The following is a 15483-nucleotide window of genomic DNA, read 5'->3' on the forward strand; positions in this document are numbered from 1 at the left end:
GGGGAAGCTCAGGCCTGTATCTCGGGCGTGTACGTGCCGAAGCTCCAGATGTTGCCCTCGGCGTCGCGCGCCATGTAGTCGCGTGAACCGTAGTCCTGGTCCGTCGGGGGCATCAGGATGTCGGCGCCGTGTGCGACGGCCTGCTGGTGGTGTGCGTCGACGTCGTCCACGACGACGTACACCCCGCACGGGCCCGCGTCCTTCATCGCCGTGTCGAAGACGCCGCCCCGCCCCTTCGAACCGAGCATCACCGCGCCGTTCCCCTGCACCAGTTCGGCGTGCAGCACCAAACCGTCCTCCCCCTCGTACACCGTCACCTCGGTGAAGCCGAACGCCTCTGTGAGCTGCCGGATCGCCGCTTTCGCGTCCGCGTACAACACCGTCGGATAGATGCTGGGACGCCCGCTGCCCGTGCCTGCCATAACCATCACTCCCACCGGAAAAGTCGTCTGCGCCCAGTCTGGCACCGGCCACTGACAACGCCCCGTCGAGACGCCTCCCACAGCCTCGAACACCCGCGCGCAGGAAATGTGCTTGCGCGACCCCGTTAGACTTGTCCCATGGCCTGTCTCCTCGCGCATTAGACGGCGGGAAAGTCCTCAGCCGCCCACCCCGCCAATCCTCCCCGCCCTGGAGTCTGTCCGTGATCTCCGCCTCCGGTATCGAGCTGCGCGCCGGTGCCCGTGTCCTCATCGAGTCCGCCACCTTCCGTATCGCCAAGGGCGACCGCATCGGCCTGGTCGGCCGCAACGGCGCCGGCAAAACGACCCTCACCAAGGTCCTCGCGGGCGAGGGCATCCCCGCGGCCGGCCAGGTAGCCCGCTCCGGCGAGGTCGGCTACCTCCCACAGGACCCCCGCACCGGCGACCTCGACGTGCTGGCGAGCGACCGCATCCTCTCCGCGCGCGGCCTGGACGTCCTGATCCGCAAGATGCGCGAGAACGAGCAGCGCATCGCCAACGGATCGGGCGCCACCCGCGAGAAGGCCCTGCGCCAGTACGAGCGCCAGGAGACGGAGTTCCTCACCAAGGGCGGCTACTCCGCCGAGGCCGAGGCCGCGACCATCGCCGCCGCGCTCAACCTGCCCGACCGGGTGCTCGGTCAGCCCCTGCACACCCTCTCCGGCGGTCAGCGCCGCCGTATCGAGCTGGCCCGCATCCTGTTCTCGGACGCGGACACCCTGCTGCTCGACGAGCCGACCAACCACCTCGACGCGGACTCCATCGTCTGGCTGCGCGACTACCTGAAGACCTACCGCGGCGGCTTCATCGTGATCTCCCACGACGTCGACCTGGTCGAGACGGTCGTCAACAAGGTGTTCTACCTGGACGCCAACCGCGCCCAGATCGACGTCTACAACATGGGCTGGAAGCTCTACCAGCAGCAGCGCGAGGCCGACGAGAAGCGCCGCAAGCGCGAGCGCCAGAACGCCGAGAAGAAGGCCGCCGCGCTGAACGCGCAGGCCGACAAGATGCGCGCCAAGGCCACCAAGACGGTCGCCGCGCAGAACATGGCCAAGCGCGCCGACCGGCTGCTCGCCGGGCTCGACGCGGTCCGCGTCTCCGACAAGGTCGCCAAGTTGCGCTTCCCGGAGCCCGCGCCCTGCGGCAAGACCCCGCTGATGGCCGAGGGCCTGTCGAAGTCGTACGGATCGCTGGAGATCTTCACCGATGTCGACCTGGCCATCGACAAGGGGTCGAGGGTTGTCATCCTCGGCCTCAACGGCGCCGGGAAGACCACCCTCCTGCGGCTCCTCGGCGGCGCCGAGACGCCCGACACCGGCGAGGTCATCGAGGGCCACGGACTCAAGCTCGGCTACTACGCGCAGGAGCACGAGACCCTCGACCCCGAGCGCACGGTCCTGGAGAACATGCGCTCCGCCAACCCCGACCTCGACCTGGTCGAGGTCCGCAAGACGCTCGGCTCGTTCCTGTTCTCCGGCGACGATGTCGACAAGCCCGCCGGCGTCCTCTCCGGCGGCGAGAAGACCCGCCTGGCCCTCGCGACCCTCGTGGTCTCCTCCGCGAACGTGCTGCTCCTCGACGAGCCGACGAACAACCTCGACCCGGCCAGCCGCGAGGAGATCCTCGGCGCGCTGCGCACCTACAAGGGCGCTGTCGTCCTCGTCACCCACGACGAGGGCGCCGTCGAGGCGCTCCAGCCGGAGCGGATCATCCTGCTGCCGGACGGCGTCGAGGACCTGTGGGGAGCCGACTACGCGGACCTGGTGGCCCTCGCCTGACGGTCACGGTCACTTGATCGAATCGCTGATCCACTCCCTATGGATCATTCGGCCGATCCGTGATCCATCATCTGTGTGAGATCTCCTCATACCGAGGTGTGTCCTACATCCATTTCACGGCCGGGTCCTTCATCGACAAGGGCCCGGCCGTTGCGCGTCCCTGACCAGGCATTTCGCGAAACAACTCGTTCGGCCGTACGGACGCCCGGCTATGGAATTGCAAATTCCGCTTGTGGGGATGCGCTCCTGTCGTCAAAACCTTGTCTCACGGACCTTGCCGAATGGGTGGCCATGACGCGCTTGAGGGGTGATCATGAGAGGACCAGAGCGCACTTCCCACGAGGAGGCACGGGTGGCCGAGACTCTGAAGAAGGGCAGCCGGGTAACCGGCGCCGCGCGCGACAAGCTCGCGGCAGACCTGAAGAAGAAGTACGACTCCGGTGCGAGCATTCGAGCGCTGGCCGAAGAAACCGGTCGCTCGTATGGCTTCGTACACCGGATGCTCAGCGAGTCGGGCGTCACGCTCCGTGGACGGGGTGGGGCGACCAGGGGCAAGAAGGCCGCTTCGGCCTGACCCCCCGCCGACTCGTCGGCTTCGATGGTGACCACCCGGTCGGTCGACCGACCGGCTGGGTGGTTACTGTGCAGTCACTTAGGTGCTCCCCCCGTACAGGGCGGACACCTGATCCGACCGCACTCATCGGAGGCGCCCCATGACTTCGTTCGACCAGGACGTTACTGACCGAGGTCCCGAAGTTTCCGTACTCGACAAGGACGGCGTACGGCTCACCGTCGACGACACGGTCGCCACGGTGACGCTGACCAACCCGGCCAAGCGCAACGCGCAGAGCCCCGCTCTGTGGCGGGCGCTGGCCGAGGCGGGTCGGCTGCTGCCGGGCACCGTGCGGGTCGTCGTGCTGCGCGCCGAGGGCAAGTCGTTCTCGGCCGGACTCGACCGACAGGCGTTCACGCCCGAGGGGTTCGACGGCGAGCCGTCGTTCATCGACCTCGCACGCAGTGACGACGCCACGCTGGACGGCACGATCGCCTCGTACCAGGAGGGCTTCACCTGGTGGCGGCGCAGCGAGATCGTGTCCATCGCCGTCGTCCAGGGCCACGCCGTCGGCGCGGGCTTCCAGCTCGCGCTCGCCTGTGACCTGCGCATCGTCGCGGACGATGTGCAGTTCGCCATGCGCGAGACCAGCCTGGGCCTCGTCCCCGACCTGACGGGCACCCATCCGCTCGTGGGCCTCGTCGGCTACGCCCGCGCGCTGGAGATCTGCGCGACCGGCCGCTTCGTCCAGGCCGAGGAGGCCGTGCACACGGGCCTCGCCAACATCGCCGTACCGGCCGAGGGCCTCGACGACGCCGTACGCGAACTGTCGGCCGCGCTGCTCGCCGCGCCCCGCGACGCCCTCATCGAGACGAAGGCGCTGCTGCGTGGCGTCCAGGGCCGGACGTACGACGAACAGCGCACCGCCGAGCGCGCCGCCCAGGGACGCCGGTTGCGCGACCTGGCGGGCGTCGGCGACTGACCCGCCGGGGGCGCACGCGTGTGAGGGGCCCTGCCGATGGGCAGCGGTCCCGCACACCGGTTTCCGTGTCGGCCGTCATCGAGGGCGCCGACCCGCACGGCGACCTCCCCCGGGGGTGACCGCCGTGATGCCCTCCCTCGGCGGTAACGCGGTGACGCTCCAGGCGGTGGAGGTCGTACGCCGGTCCGGTGGCCGGGCGCAGGTGGTGGACGACGACACGGTGACCGCCGAGGCGCGCCGGCTGTGGCGCACCGGTCTGCCGCTCGAACCGAGCAGCGCGGCGGCGCTGGTCGCGGTGGCCGATGCCCGTGTCTCCGGGGCGATCCAGTCGGCCTCACTGGTGGTGGCGGTGGCAACCGCCCACGGCCCGAAAGGAATGTGACCCAACACCGTCCGCCCCGCCCGCTTCGCCTGCCTGCCGCATCCCCGGCCGCGCGTCCGGCCGACCCCGCCTACTGTGGATCGTGGAGGACGACCGAAAGGGATGTACGGCGATGACCGACATGACCCAGCGGAGCCAGCCGGAGCAGCCCGGGAGCGCGGGCGACGACCCGCGTCCCACGCAGCTCCGGAAATCGAACGTCACCAAGCGAGGCGGTGGTGCCCCGGCGGACCGGGGGCGCACCACGATCGCCGACGGAGTCGTCGAGAAGATCGCCGGGCTCGCTGCCCGTGACGTCCTCGGCGTGCACGCCATGGGCAGCGGCTTCTCGCGGACCTTCGGCGCGGTCCGCGACCGGGTGCCGGGAGGCGCCTCGAAATCCGTCACCCGTGGGGTGAAGGCCGAGGTCGGCGAGGTGCAGACGGCCCTCGACCTGGAGATCGTCGTCGAGTACGGCGTCTCGATCGGCGAGGTCGCCCGTGCCGTGCGTGAGAACGTCATCGCGGCCGTGGAGCGCATGACCGGCCTGGAGGTGGTCGAGGTCAACATCGCGGTGACGGACGTCAAGCTGCCCGACGAAGAGGAAGAGGAGCCCGAGCCCCGTCTGCAGTGACGGGGTCGGGGCATCGGCAAGGTACCGGGAAGGCAGGGCAGCATGAGCATCGCCGTCATCGGCATGATCGCCGGAATGGCGCTGGGATTCGCCGGGTACTTCGGCGGTTTCGGCGCGTTTCTGCTGGTGGCCGCCCTGGGCGCCCTCGGCTTCGTGATCGGCCGGTTCATCGAGGGCGACCTCGATCTGGGTGACTTCTTCCGCACCCGCGACGACAGACGACGGTGACGTCCCGTGGCCGAGGAGCAGCCCGGTGAGGGGCGGCCGGGGAACGTTCGTACGCCCGGCAGGATCACGACGACGACCGTGCCGCCGGGCGAACGCGGCGCCACCCGGATCGCGGACCGGGTCGTCGCGAAGATCGCCGCGCAGGCGGCCCGCGAGGCGCTGACCGAACTGCCCCCGGACGCGGTGCCTCCGCACGCCACCGTCGTCGTCCACCACGACAGGGCCCGCGTCCGTGTGAGCCTCGAACTCCCGTATCCCTCCGATATCGGTGGCCAGTGCGCGACGGTGCGTGATCGGGTCGCTTCGCGGGTACACGCTCTGGCGGGAATGGACGTGCCGGAGGTCGCCGTCGAGGTCGAGCGGCTGCACCTGGCACCGCCGCACGGTGCGGCACCAGGGAAGGCACAGGGGAGGACGCGATGAGCGAGCCCCACGGCGGCTCGGACGGCTCGGACGGCTTCGACGCATTCCAGAAGACCACCCGACGGCTGCCAGTACTCGAGAAACCGGAAGACCCGCCGCCCGACCCCATCGGATCGGGGCAGGCATCCTCCACCGCCGCCTACGACCCCCTGCCCACCCTCGGCGACGGGAAGGACGGAAACGGCCGCTTCTGGTCGGCGCGCCGGGTCCCCGCCGGCATCCTCGCGCTGCTGCTCCTGCTTGTCGCGGGCGCGTTCCTCTACGACATCACCGCCGTACGCGCCCACCGCCCCGCCATGAGCTGGCGCAGGTCACTGGCCGGGCAGCTCGCGCGGCGCCCCCTCGACGACACCTGGGTCCTGGTCGGCGCCGGTGTCGCCGCAGCCCTCGGCGCCTGGCTGCTCGTCCTGGCTGTGACGCCCGGTCTGCGCGGTGTCCTGCCGATGCGGCGCCCCCACACGGACGTCCGGGCGGGCCTGCACCGGGCCGCCGCCGCGATGGTGCTGCGCGACTGGGCCGTCGAGGTGTCCGGCGTCCAGTCGGTCCGGGTCCGGATGACCCGGACCAGGGCCGATGTCCTCGCCATCTCCCACTTCCGGGAACTCGACGACGTACGGGCCGACCTGGACGAGGTGCTCGCCGGCGCGGTCAGGAGCCTCGGTCTGTCCCGGCCGCCCGCTCTGTCGGTACGTGTCGTCCGGCCCGGCCGGAAGAGGTGAGGACGGATGCAGCGCGTCGTCAACCGCGTCCTGCTGGGTCTCGCCGGCCTGGCCCTGATCGTCGTCGGCGGCTCGGTACTGGCCGTGGGCCTGGGCAGCCGGTGGCCGACGTGGTGGATCCACGACGACCGCCACGACGTACTGCTCAGCGCCGCCGAACGCACCCACTACCGGGACGCCGGCTGGTGGTGGCCGACGGTACTCGCCGTCCTGGCCGCCCTGGTCCTGCTGTCCCTGTGGTGGCTGGCCGCCGTACTCCGCCGACGCCGCCTCACCGAGGTCCTGGTGGACACGGGCGACGGCGAGGGAGCGCTCCTGCGGGGCCGGGCCATGGAAACCGCGGTCGCGGGAGAGGTGGCCCGCCAGGAGGGCGTGGCACGAGCCCGGGTGACCCTGACGGGCCGCCGCGCATCCCCCGAGGCCCGAGTCCAACTCCTCCTGCAGCCCCACGCCTCCCCCGGGGAGACGCTGACCCGCCTGACCACGGAGGCCCTCACGAACGCCCGCGACTCGGCAGGCCTCAAGTCCCTACCGACAGAGGTGGACCTGAGGGCGGTCAAACACAGAGCGGAACGGGTCAACTGACAAGCAGGCGGCACGGGAAAACCCCCAGGGGCGCGGGGCTGCGACATTTTGCGGCTCCGCCGCGTGGGCGCGACAAGCCACAACGCACCCGCAGACGCGCAACCACAGGCCCTCAGAACCCGTGCCGCATCCCCCCGTCAACAGGCACCATGACCCCCGTCAGATAGCTCGCCGCGGGCGACAGCAGAAACGCCGCCGCCCGCCCGAACTCCTCCGGCCTCCCGTACCGCCGCAACGGAATCCGCGACTCGTTGGCGACCCGCGTCGCCGCCGGATCCGCCGACAACCCGTCCAGCTCGCGCACGCGATCCGTGTCGATGCGCGCCGGCAGCAACCCCACCACCCGCACCCCCCGCGGCCCCACCTCGTCGGCGAGCGACTTGGCGAACCCGGCGAGCCCCGGCCGCAGGCCGTTGGAGATGGTCAGCCCCGGAATCGGCTCGTGCACCGAGCCGGAGAGCACGAACCCGACGACCCCGCCCGCCTCCAGCTCCGCCACAGCCGTACGGGCCAGCCGTACCGCCCCCAGGAACACCGAGTCGAACGCGGCCTGCCACTGCTCGTCGGTGTTGTCGGCGACGAACCCGGGCGCCGGACCGCCCACGCTGATGAGGATGCCGTTGAAGCGCCCGAAGTGCTCGCGGGCCGCCGCGACGAGCCGCTGCGCGACCTCGGGGTCGGAGTTGTCCGCGGCCACACCGACGGCCCCCGGGCCGAGGGCCGCCGCGGCCTCCGTGACCGTCTTCTCGTCCCGCCCCGTGATGACCACCTTCGCGCCGTCGGCGACGAGCTCGCGCGCGGTGGCGTTGCCCAGTCCCCGGGTGGCTCCGGTGACGACATACACCCGGTCCTTCAGTCCAAGATCCATGGTCCCTATCCTGCCTGGTCCTCGCCGTACAGGGCGAGGGCGGTGTTGACGAGGCCGATGTGGCTGAACGCCTGGGGGAAGTTGCCGAGCAGGCGGCCGGCGACCGGGTCGTACTCCTCCGCCAGCAGGCCCACGTCGTTGGTGAGGCCGAGCAGTCGTTCGAACAGCTCGCGTGCCTCCTTCGTCCGGCCGGTCATGTGCAGGGCGTCCGCCAGCCAGAACGAGCAGGCCAGGAACACGCCCTCGTCGCCGGGCAGTCCGTCGACCACGGGACCGTCCGTGCTGTAGCGGCGGACGAATCCGCCGTGTCCCAGCTCGTCCCGGACGGCGTCGATGGTGCCGATGATCCGCGGGTCGTCCGGCGGCAGGAAGCCGACGCGGGGCAGGAGCAGTACGGCGGCGTCGAGTTCGCGGGAGCCGTAGAACTGGGTGAACGTGTTCCGCTCCGGGTCGTAGCCACGCTCGCACACCTCCCGGTGCACCTCGTCGCGCATGGCCCGCCAGCCCTCCAGGTCGCCGCCGTTGAGCTTCGGGTTGAGCTCGAGCTGACGCACCGCGCGGTCGGCGGCGACCCAGGCCATCACCTTCGAGTGCACGAAGTGCCGGCGCGGACCGCGCACCTCCCACAGCCCCTCGTCGGGCAGGCGCCACGCCGACTTCAGGAACTCCATGAGCGCGCACTGCACCCGCCACATGTGCGGCTTCGACGGCAGCCCCGAACGCCGGGCCAGCGCGAGCGAGTCGATCACCTCGCCGTACACGTCGAGCTGGAGCTGCCGTACGGCCGCGTTGCCGATCCGCACGGGGGCCGAGCCGCCGAATCCGGGCAGCCAGTCCAGCTCGAACTCGGGCAGCCGGCGCTCACCGGCGAGCCCGTACATGATCTGAAGGTCCGCCGGATCGCCGGCCACCGCCCGCAGCAGCCAGTCGCGCCAGCACTCGGCCTCCTCGTGATATCCCACCGACAGCAGCGCGTTGAGGGTGAGCGTGGAGTCGCGCAGCCAGCAGTAGCGGTAGTCCCAGTTGCGTACGCCGCCCAGTTCCTCGGGGAGGGAGGTGGTGGCGGCGGCCACGATGCCGCCGGTCGGCGCGTACGTCAGCGCCTTCAGGGTGATCAGCGAGCGCACGACGGCGTCCCGGTGCGGACCGTCGTACGTACAGCGCGCCGACCAGTCCTTCCAGTCCGAGACGGCCGTCTCCAGCGCCTCGTACGGGTCGACGAACGGCGGATGCGGTTCGTGCGAGGGATGCCAGGTCAGCACGAACGCGACCCGCTCGCCCTCGGCGACGGTGAACTCCGAGTACGTGGTGAAGTCCCGGCCCCAGGTGCGGACTCCGTCGTCGGTGCGCAGCCACACGGCGTCCGGCCCGGCGACGGCCACCCGGTGCCCGTTCGCCCTGCGCATCCAGGGCACGATCGCCCCGTAGTCGAAGCGCAGCCGCAGCGTGCTGCGGACGGTCACCTCGCCGCGTACGCCCTCGACGATCCGTACGAGATCGGGGGCGCGGTCGCGCTGGGGCATCAGGTCGGTGACGCGCACCGCGCCGTCCTCGGTCTCCCACACGGTGTCGAGGACGAGGGTGCCGGGCCGGTAGGCGCGCCGTACGCAGCGGTCGGCGCCCTCGGGGGCCATCCGCCAGTGTCCGTTGCGCTCGTCGCCGAGCAGCGCGGCGAAACAGGCGGCCGAGTCGAAGCGGGGCAGACAGAGCCAGTCGATACTGCCGTCCATGCCGACGAGCGCGGCGGTCTGGTGGTCGCCGACGAGGGCGTAGTCCTCGATACGGGGGATGCGGTGGTTCTGGTGGGGATGCACCAGGAGCGGGTTCCCGGTGTAGGGCCTCGGCATTCGGGCGAAGACGTCCTGTCACACGCCGAGATCCGCCGGTTACGTCACACGGGCTCTCACGCCGGACAGGGGTCTGTCACACGGCGGCGGGCTCGGTGTCCGGCGATTCCCGCGCCGCACGCGCCGCTGCCTCGGCCTCCGCCCGGTCCCGGCGTTCCCGGCGCACGAGAATCACCCAGCCCAGGGGGACACCGGCGGCGAACAGCCACCACTGGATGGCGTAGGCGTAGTTCAGCGCGGCGTTCTCGTCGCCCGGCTTGCCCAGCAGCTCCGGGGTGTCGCCCTTCGGCTCGGGGGTCGTCAGCACGATGTAGCCGCCGAGCACCTCCGCCCCGAGCCGCCGGGCCTCCTGCGCGCTGTTGATCAGCATGACCTGCCGGTCCGGGAGGCCCTTGAGGTCCTTGATGCCGCTCGCCGCGGTCGTCTCGGCGGGCATCAGCCGCCCGGTGACGGTGATCTCGCCCTTCGGGGGCGCCGGGATGGCGGGGAACGCGGTCTGGCTCGGACCGTCCGCGGGGATCCAGCCCCGGTTGACCAGCAGGACCTTGCCGTCGGCGAGGACGAAGGGGGTCAGGACGTGGTAGCCGACCTCGTCGTCGGAGTTGGTGCGGCGCCGGACGACCACCTCGTCGGCGGTGTCGAAGCGGCCCTTCGCGCTGACGGTGTGGTACCGCTCGTCGGTGGTGACGGTGTGTCCGGGCGAGGTCAGCTTCTCCACGGGTACCGGCTCGGCGGACAGCGCGTCGGCGACGAGCTGGTTGCGGGCGGTGCGCTCTTCGTAGCGGTGCATCTGCCAGATGCCCAGCCTGATCATCGTGGGGATGAGGAGGAGGGCGACCAGCGTGAGGATCACCCACTGCCGGGACAAGAGGAAGCGGTACACCCCACTGACGGTACAACTCGTCCGTGGGGTGCTTTCAGGGGGGTGCCGGCAGGTGGATGGGGGCTCTCGTTCCCAGTGGCTCCGGGTCCCTCTCAGACCCGGTCGATGATCCCCACCCTTCCCTCCGCGCGTGCGCAGTGCGCCCCGCAGTACCAGTGGCCCTCGGCCTCGACACCCTGTCCGATGATCTGGACCCGGCAGTGCTCGCAGATGGGTGCCATGCGGTGGATCGCGCAGGAGAAGCAGTCGAAGACGTGCACCGCGCCCTGCGCGTGCACCTCGAAGGTCATGCCGTAACTGTTGCCGCAGACTTCACAGGTCGCCATGGGCCACAGGGTGGGCCGTCGGTGCCGTCCGAGCGAGACCGCACCGGGCGAGTCGGGCGCCAATCACCCGTCCGTACGGTCATCCCTCCGCCGCGGGTTCCACGTCCCGCAGCAGCTGCCCGAAGGCCGCCTCGTCGACGACCGGTGTGCCGTACTGCCGGGCCTTGACCACCTTCGAGGTCATGGAGTCGGGGTCGTTGGTGACGAGCAGGCTGGTCAGCCGGGACAGGCTCGTCGCGACATGCAGCCCCGCCTCGACGGCCCGGTCCTCCAGGAGGTCGCGCTCGACCGACGTGTCCCCGGAGAAGGCCACCCGCATGCCCTGCCTGAGCGGCTCGCCGTCCTGGTACCGCCCCGGGTTGGGGTACGGGCACGCGGGCCGCTTGCGGGACGGCCGCCAACTCGTCGGCTGATAGCCCCCGTAGCCCCCGGAGGCCTGCCGTCCGATCTGCGGGCGCGGAGAGCCGCCTGTCGCCGCCGACCCCGACCACTCCGTCAGCGGACGGCACTCCAGCAGCGGCAGCCGTACGCCGCCCCGGGCCGCAGCGTGCAGGCTGGGCCGGAACGCCTCGGCGAGCACGCGCGCGTCGTCCAGCGCGTGGTGGGCCCGCTGCTGGACGACCCCGTAGTGCGCGGCGAGCGTCTCCAGCTTGTGGTTGGGCAGCGGCAGCCCCAACTCCTTGGACAGCGCGATGGTGCACAGCCGCTGCCGCACCGGCGCCTCGCGCTCCGCGCGCGCGTACTCCCGGGCGATCATCGACCAGTCGAAGACGGCGTTGTGCGCGACGAGCACGCGGTCGGCGAGCCGGGACGCGAACTCCTCGGCGATGTCGGCGAAGAGGGGGGAACCCTCCAGGGCGTCGCTCGTCAGCCCATGGATCCACACCGGACCGGGATCACGCTCCGGATTGACCGTTGTGTACCAGTGGTCCTCGACCTCGCCGCGCGCGTCGAGCCGGTAGACGGCGGCGGAGATTATCCGGTCGTCCCGGGACAGACCGGTCGTCTCGACGTCAACGACCGCGTATCCCTGGGGGTATGCGGTCGGCCACGGGGCGGAGGACGGCGTGGGCGTCAGGTCTTCGAGCATGGTCACAGAGAATACGGGCCGCGACTGACACTCCGTCGCGCGCCCATTGGTGGAGACCGCCAACAAGCAAGCGCGTACTGCCCTGAATACTTGTCAGTAACAACGTCTGTGCGCCGTCCGCGAGCCGTCCTAACGTGCAGTCATGCCCAACCTCTCCGACGTCGTGGTCCGGTCGATACCCGCCTTCGTGCTGCTCGCCGTCATCGAGATGATCAGCGTCCGGATCCAGTACGTCGCGATCGTCAAGGACATCAAGGCGGCGGGCAGTTGGCGTGAGCGCGCGGGGCGGGGCGTTCCGGGGGCCGGGCCGGCAGCCCGCGCCCGTGCCGCGGGAACCGGCCGAGGAGGCCGTCGGCGTGTGAGACGGGCCCGCGTTTTCCTCATCGCCTTCGCCCTCACCGCGGCCGTCGACCTGATCTCCCTCGCGGCCGGCTCCGACACCGGACACACCCTCGCCAAACCCCTGCTGATGCCCCTCCTGGCCGCCCACGCCCACCTGCGCGGCGCCCCCCGCCTCCTTCCTCCGGCCCTCCTTTTCGGCTGGGCCGGCGACGTCCTGCTCCTCTCCGGCACCGACCCGGCGTTCCTGGCGGGCATGGGCTCCTTCGAGGCCGGCCACGTGTGTTACCTCGCCCTGTTCAGGACGTACGGCTCACGTACGTACGTCTCACGCGCGCGTGCCCGGCGAAACCGGCTCGGTGGCGGCTATCTCCTGGCCCTGGCCGGCACCCTCGCCGCCCTCTGGCCGGGCCTTCCCGCCGAACTCCGGGTCCCCGTGGCCGGATACAGCCTCCTGCTGGCCGGGATGGCCTACCGGGCCACCGCACTCGGCCTGCTCGCCGGCACGGGCGGCGCGCTCTTCCTGCTCTCCGACACGCTCATCGCGACCGGCGTGGCGGACCTGCCCCAGCTGCCGGTCCCCGACTTCTGGATCATGCTCACGTACCTCGCCGCGCAGTGGGCGCTGACCGAAGGCGTGCTCAGAGCCGCACGGACGGGCCGTCACCTGCCCGTCACGTCCAGCGGATCGGCACCGGCAACGCCGTGAGCAGCCCCGACACCGCGACCACCACTCCCAGCGCGACCACCTCCGCGCGTGCGGGGGAGCAGGCCGTCAGCGGATCGGCCGCCCGGCGCAGCCGCAGCCGCGCCCACAGGGCGAGCACGGCGACGGCGGCCACGACGAGCACCTTGGCGAGCAGCGTGCGGCCGTACGCCGTCGACGTCAGCTGGTCCAGGACCGTGTCCGGCGGCATCCGGCGCAGGGTGCTCCAGACGCCCGTCGCGGTGATCAGCGCGAGCAGAACGGCAGCCACGCGCGCGTAGAGACCCAACAACGCCACGCCCGCCGCACGGGCCTCCCCCCAGAGGGACAACGTCCGCAGTACGTAAAGCAGTCCGCCCACCCACAGCGCCGCGCAGACGACATGGACGAACGTCAGCGCCGAACCGGTCAGCGGATCGAGCTCCGGCGCCGGATGGGCCCGCAGCGCCTCCGCCACGGCCACCACGGCCAACGGCCAGATCTGGGTGGCCGGGCGGGCCGACAGGGCGCACAGGCCCGCCGCCGCGAACCCGTTGACCTCCACCAGAGCGAGCTTCCCGTCCCGGGACTCGTACAGACCGCCGACGTCGATCGCGCCCAGGCTGTGCGGTACGAGGTTCCCGGTCGACACCACCGAGGCGAGCCCCAACGCGGCGACGAAACCGGCACCGGCCGCGTACGGCGCCCAGGGGCGCGCCCGGTCCGGGGGCGCCCCCGGCAGCCTGCCGGCCAGCCGGTGGACGAACAACTCGCCCAAAGGGACACACAGCGCGGCGAACAGCACCGTCCGCAGCAGCCCGATCCCGCCGACGCCGGGCGCGGCGGCCTCCCCGGTGCCGTCCAGTGCGACGGACGGTCCGAGCAGCGGTATCAGCGCGGCCAGGGCCACCAGCACGAGCACGGCGACCGCCCGTGCGATGGCGGGGCGTTCGCCGTCGGGCGTACGCGCGGGCCCGTCCTCGTCGGACGCCGCGTCGGTCGGTCCTATCAAGCCCACCCCAATGCCACGTTTCCTGCACCGGGTATCAACATATGCACTGAATCAACACGATGGGCCGGACAGTGCGACACTGCCCGGCCCATCGAAGAGGTGTGTTACTTCGTCACCGCGTCCAACGCGTCCGCGATGCCGTGGCCGTAGAAGCCGTTGTAGTTCTTCGGGCCCTCGCACACCGCGTCGACCTTGCCGTCACCGTCGAGGTCGTACGGGTCCGTGCACGGTGTGGCGTCCGCCTCGGCGTACAGGAGCGCCTTCACCAGGGCTGCCGACGCGTGCGGGTGCGTCGACTTGATCAGGGCGGCCACGCCCGCGACATGCGGGGACGCCATCGACGTACCGGCCATGTAGCCCCAGGTGCCGCCGGGCAGCGGGCCGAGGATCAGACCGCTGGTGGCCGGCGGGGCCGGGGTCTGCAGACGGGTCGAGTCGCCGCCGGGGGCGGCGATGTCGATGACGCCCCGGCCGTGGTTGGAGAAGGACGACTTGACGCCCTTGGCGCCGGTCGAGGCGACCGTCACCACGCCCGGGAGCTGGGTCGGGATGTCGTAGCACTTGGACGGGTCGATGACCCGGTCCGAGGGCGTCGCGTCGTTGGGGGAGACCGGGTCGGTGATCTCGTCGGCCGCGAGGTCGTAGTTCTCGTTGCCGGCCGCCGCGACGTTGACGACACCCCTGTGCTCGGCGTACTGCGAGGCCCGCGTGATGGCGTCGACCAGGGCCTTCTGGTCCGGGTCGTTCTTGCAGTTGAAGTACCACGGGTCGGTGTAATAGCTGTTGTTCGTGACGTCGACGCCGTGCTCGGCCGCCCACACGAAGCCGCAGACGACGGCCTCGGTGTAGAAGTAGCCGGCCGTGGTCGACACCTTGATGCCGGACACCTTCACGCCCGGCGCGACGCCCGTGACGCCGACGCCGTTCTTGGCGGCGGCGATCTCACCGGCCACGTGCGTGCCGTGCGGGCTCTCGCCCGTGGTCGGCCGCCAGGCTCCGTCGGTGGTGTCGGGCTTGCCCGTCACGCAGTTGACGGAGGCGCCGCGGTCGAAGTTCGGCGCGATGTCGGGGTGGGTGTCGTCGACGCCGGTGTCGATCACGGCGACGGTGACCTTGCGGCTGCCGAGCGTCTTCTCGTGCGCCTTGTCCGCCTTGATGGCGGGCAGGTCCCACTGCAACGGCTCCAGCGGGTCCTGGGCCGCGGTGGCACTGGCGGTGGCGCTCGCCATCTCCGCCGCGGAGAGCACCTTCGGGGCGCCCTCGTCGGTGGTCGACTGCGCGGGCAGCGGCGCGTTGCGCGTGTTGCCCGCCGACTGCACGCCGTGCACCTTGCGGATGATCTTCGCGAAGTCGGGGTTCGCCGAGTGGACGACGATCACGCCGATCCGGTCGTACGACGTCACGATCGTGCCGCCGGCCTTGGCGATGGCCTTCTTCACGTGCGGGGAAGGGCCGAACCCGGGGAACACGTTGACGACATAGCTCAGCGAGGTGGCGTCGGCCGTGACAGCGGCGGTACCGGTGGCACCGGCGGTGGCGTCGGCCGCGGCAGCCTGGATGTTCGGCAGGAAGGCGAACGCCGACGCCATGACCATGCCGACCGGTATCGCCACGGCGCGACGGGAGCGTGAGTGAGGCGCTGTCATAGAGAGTCTCCAGTTCCTTCGTTCGTGGTACGTGCGGACCGTGCGGGAAGCTCGGAAACA

Annotated in this window: 18 protein-coding genes; 10 read left to right on the plus strand and 8 right to left on the minus strand. The window is 71.1% G+C overall.

The features are described 5' to 3' along the window. Positions 1 to 8: 8 nt before the first annotated feature. Positions 9 to 422 (minus strand): VOC family protein, encoded by a 414-nt coding sequence (locus tag PV396_RS01755; RefSeq protein WP_319199774.1) that lies wholly within the window; start codon positions 420 to 422, stop codon positions 9 to 11. Between the two features lie 221 nt (positions 423 to 643). Between PV396_RS01755 and PV396_RS01760 the strand changes: the two genes are divergently transcribed. From PV396_RS01760 to amaP, 9 genes are all read left to right on the plus strand, one after another. Continuing rightward, a complete protein-coding gene (locus PV396_RS01760) occupies positions 644 to 2242 on the plus strand; it encodes an ABC-F family ATP-binding cassette domain-containing protein (protein WP_319199775.1) in 1599 nt (532 codons plus the stop codon). A 352-nt stretch (positions 2243 to 2594) separates the two neighbouring features. Continuing rightward, positions 2595 to 2816: a helix-turn-helix domain-containing protein gene (locus tag PV396_RS01765; protein ID WP_006123601.1), complete on the plus strand. Its 222-nt coding sequence runs from the start codon at positions 2595 to 2597 to the stop codon at positions 2814 to 2816. A gap of 139 nt (positions 2817 to 2955) precedes the next feature. Next, on the plus strand, positions 2956 to 3777 hold the full coding sequence (locus tag PV396_RS01770; protein ID WP_319199776.1) for an enoyl-CoA hydratase/isomerase family protein: 822 nt from the start codon (positions 2956 to 2958) through the stop codon (positions 3775 to 3777). Positions 3778 to 3892: 115 nt separating this feature from the next. After that, positions 3893 to 4159, plus strand: a complete 267-nt coding sequence (locus tag PV396_RS44970) for a pyridoxal-phosphate dependent enzyme (protein ID WP_416071314.1) — start codon at positions 3893 to 3895, stop codon at positions 4157 to 4159. Positions 4160 to 4271: 112 nt separating this feature from the next. Further along, the gene (locus PV396_RS01780; RefSeq protein WP_319199778.1) at positions 4272 to 4772 is read left to right on the plus strand and encodes an Asp23/Gls24 family envelope stress response protein; all 501 of its coding nucleotides are present in this window, start codon (positions 4272 to 4274) and stop codon (positions 4770 to 4772) included. 42 nt (positions 4773 to 4814) lie between these two features. Beyond that, positions 4815 to 5000, plus strand: a complete 186-nt coding sequence (locus PV396_RS01785) for a hypothetical protein (protein WP_319199779.1) — start codon at positions 4815 to 4817, stop codon at positions 4998 to 5000. Between the two features lie 6 nt (positions 5001 to 5006). After that, positions 5007 to 5423, plus strand: a complete 417-nt coding sequence (locus PV396_RS01790) for a hypothetical protein (RefSeq protein ID WP_416071315.1) — start codon at positions 5007 to 5009, stop codon at positions 5421 to 5423. Next, positions 5420 to 6142 carry a DUF6286 domain-containing protein gene (locus PV396_RS01795; protein ID WP_319199780.1) on the plus strand — a complete coding sequence of 241 codons (723 nt, stop codon included), beginning with the start codon at positions 5420 to 5422 and terminating at the stop codon, positions 6140 to 6142. The genes PV396_RS01790 and PV396_RS01795 overlap by 4 nt, the downstream gene beginning before the upstream one ends. A gap of 6 nt (positions 6143 to 6148) precedes the next feature. Then, complete coding sequence (amaP, locus tag PV396_RS01800) at positions 6149 to 6727, plus strand: alkaline shock response membrane anchor protein AmaP (protein WP_319199781.1); 579 nt, start codon at positions 6149 to 6151, stop codon at positions 6725 to 6727. Positions 6728 to 6839: 112 nt separating this feature from the next. Here amaP and PV396_RS01805 read toward each other — a convergent pair whose 3' ends face one another. From PV396_RS01805 to PV396_RS01825, 5 genes are all read right to left on the minus strand, one after another. Then, the gene (locus PV396_RS01805) at positions 6840 to 7595 is read right to left on the minus strand and encodes an SDR family oxidoreductase (RefSeq protein WP_319199782.1); all 756 of its coding nucleotides are present in this window, start codon (positions 7593 to 7595) and stop codon (positions 6840 to 6842) included. Between the two features lie 5 nt (positions 7596 to 7600). Beyond that, positions 7601 to 9442 (minus strand): glycoside hydrolase family 15 protein, encoded by a 1842-nt coding sequence (locus PV396_RS01810; protein ID WP_319199783.1) that lies wholly within the window; start codon positions 9440 to 9442, stop codon positions 7601 to 7603. 76 nt (positions 9443 to 9518) lie between these two features. Then, on the minus strand, positions 9519 to 10325 hold the full coding sequence (locus PV396_RS01815; protein ID WP_319199784.1) for an SURF1 family protein: 807 nt from the start codon (positions 10323 to 10325) through the stop codon (positions 9519 to 9521). A 92-nt stretch (positions 10326 to 10417) separates the two neighbouring features. Further along, positions 10418 to 10651: a hypothetical protein gene (locus tag PV396_RS01820; protein ID WP_319199785.1), complete on the minus strand. Its 234-nt coding sequence runs from the start codon at positions 10649 to 10651 to the stop codon at positions 10418 to 10420. 79 nt (positions 10652 to 10730) lie between these two features. Next, entirely contained in the window at positions 10731 to 11741 is a 1011-nt protein-coding gene (locus PV396_RS01825) for a DEDDh family exonuclease (RefSeq protein ID WP_319199786.1), read from the minus strand. A gap of 358 nt (positions 11742 to 12099) precedes the next feature. Between PV396_RS01825 and PV396_RS01830 the strand changes: the two genes are divergently transcribed. Continuing rightward, complete coding sequence (locus PV396_RS01830) at positions 12100 to 12789, plus strand: lysoplasmalogenase (RefSeq protein ID WP_319200616.1); 690 nt, start codon at positions 12100 to 12102, stop codon at positions 12787 to 12789. Here the strand turns inward: PV396_RS01830 and PV396_RS01835 are convergent. Further along, on the minus strand, positions 12755 to 13783 hold the full coding sequence (locus tag PV396_RS01835; RefSeq protein WP_319199787.1) for a CopD family protein: 1029 nt from the start codon (positions 13781 to 13783) through the stop codon (positions 12755 to 12757). The two genes, PV396_RS01830 and PV396_RS01835, sit on opposite strands and share 35 nt — an antisense overlap. A 98-nt stretch (positions 13784 to 13881) precedes the next feature. Continuing rightward, on the minus strand, positions 13882 to 15423 hold the full coding sequence (locus PV396_RS01840) for a S8 family peptidase (protein ID WP_319199788.1): 1542 nt from the start codon (positions 15421 to 15423) through the stop codon (positions 13882 to 13884). Positions 15424 to 15483 lie beyond the last annotated feature (60 nt).

Origin of the sequence: Streptomyces sp. ME02-8801-2C, from assembly GCF_033793965.1 — a bacterium.
GTDB lineage: Bacteria > Actinomycetota > Actinomycetes > Streptomycetales > Streptomycetaceae > Streptomyces.

What these genes read in the sequence shown, in the direction of transcription:
- PV396_RS01820 (WP_319199785.1), bottom strand. Translation starts at nt 10,651, where the DNA reads ATGGCGACCTGTGAAGTCTGCGGCAACAGTTACGGCATGACCTTCGAG.
- PV396_RS01780 (WP_319199778.1), top strand. Translation starts at nt 4,272, where the DNA reads ATGACCGACATGACCCAGCGGAGCCAGCCGGAGCAGCCCGGGAGCGCG.
- PV396_RS01805 (WP_319199782.1), bottom strand. Translation starts at nt 7,595, where the DNA reads ATGGATCTTGGACTGAAGGACCGGGTGTATGTCGTCACCGGAGCCACC.
- PV396_RS01785 (WP_319199779.1), top strand. Translation starts at nt 4,815, where the DNA reads ATGAGCATCGCCGTCATCGGCATGATCGCCGGAATGGCGCTGGGATTC.
- PV396_RS01795 (WP_319199780.1), top strand. Translation starts at nt 5,420, where the DNA reads ATGAGCGAGCCCCACGGCGGCTCGGACGGCTCGGACGGCTTCGACGCA.
- PV396_RS01840 (WP_319199788.1), bottom strand. Translation starts at nt 15,423, where the DNA reads ATGACAGCGCCTCACTCACGCTCCCGTCGCGCCGTGGCGATACCGGTC.
- PV396_RS01770 (WP_319199776.1), top strand. Translation starts at nt 2,956, where the DNA reads ATGACTTCGTTCGACCAGGACGTTACTGACCGAGGTCCCGAAGTTTCC.
- PV396_RS01755 (WP_319199774.1), bottom strand. Translation starts at nt 422, where the DNA reads ATGGCAGGCACGGGCAGCGGGCGTCCCAGCATCTATCCGACGGTGTTG.
- amaP (WP_319199781.1), top strand. Translation starts at nt 6,149, where the DNA reads ATGCAGCGCGTCGTCAACCGCGTCCTGCTGGGTCTCGCCGGCCTGGCC.
- PV396_RS01825 (WP_319199786.1), bottom strand. Translation starts at nt 11,741, where the DNA reads ATGCTCGAAGACCTGACGCCCACGCCGTCCTCCGCCCCGTGGCCGACC.
- PV396_RS01810 (WP_319199783.1), bottom strand. Translation starts at nt 9,442, where the DNA reads ATGCCGAGGCCCTACACCGGGAACCCGCTCCTGGTGCATCCCCACCAG.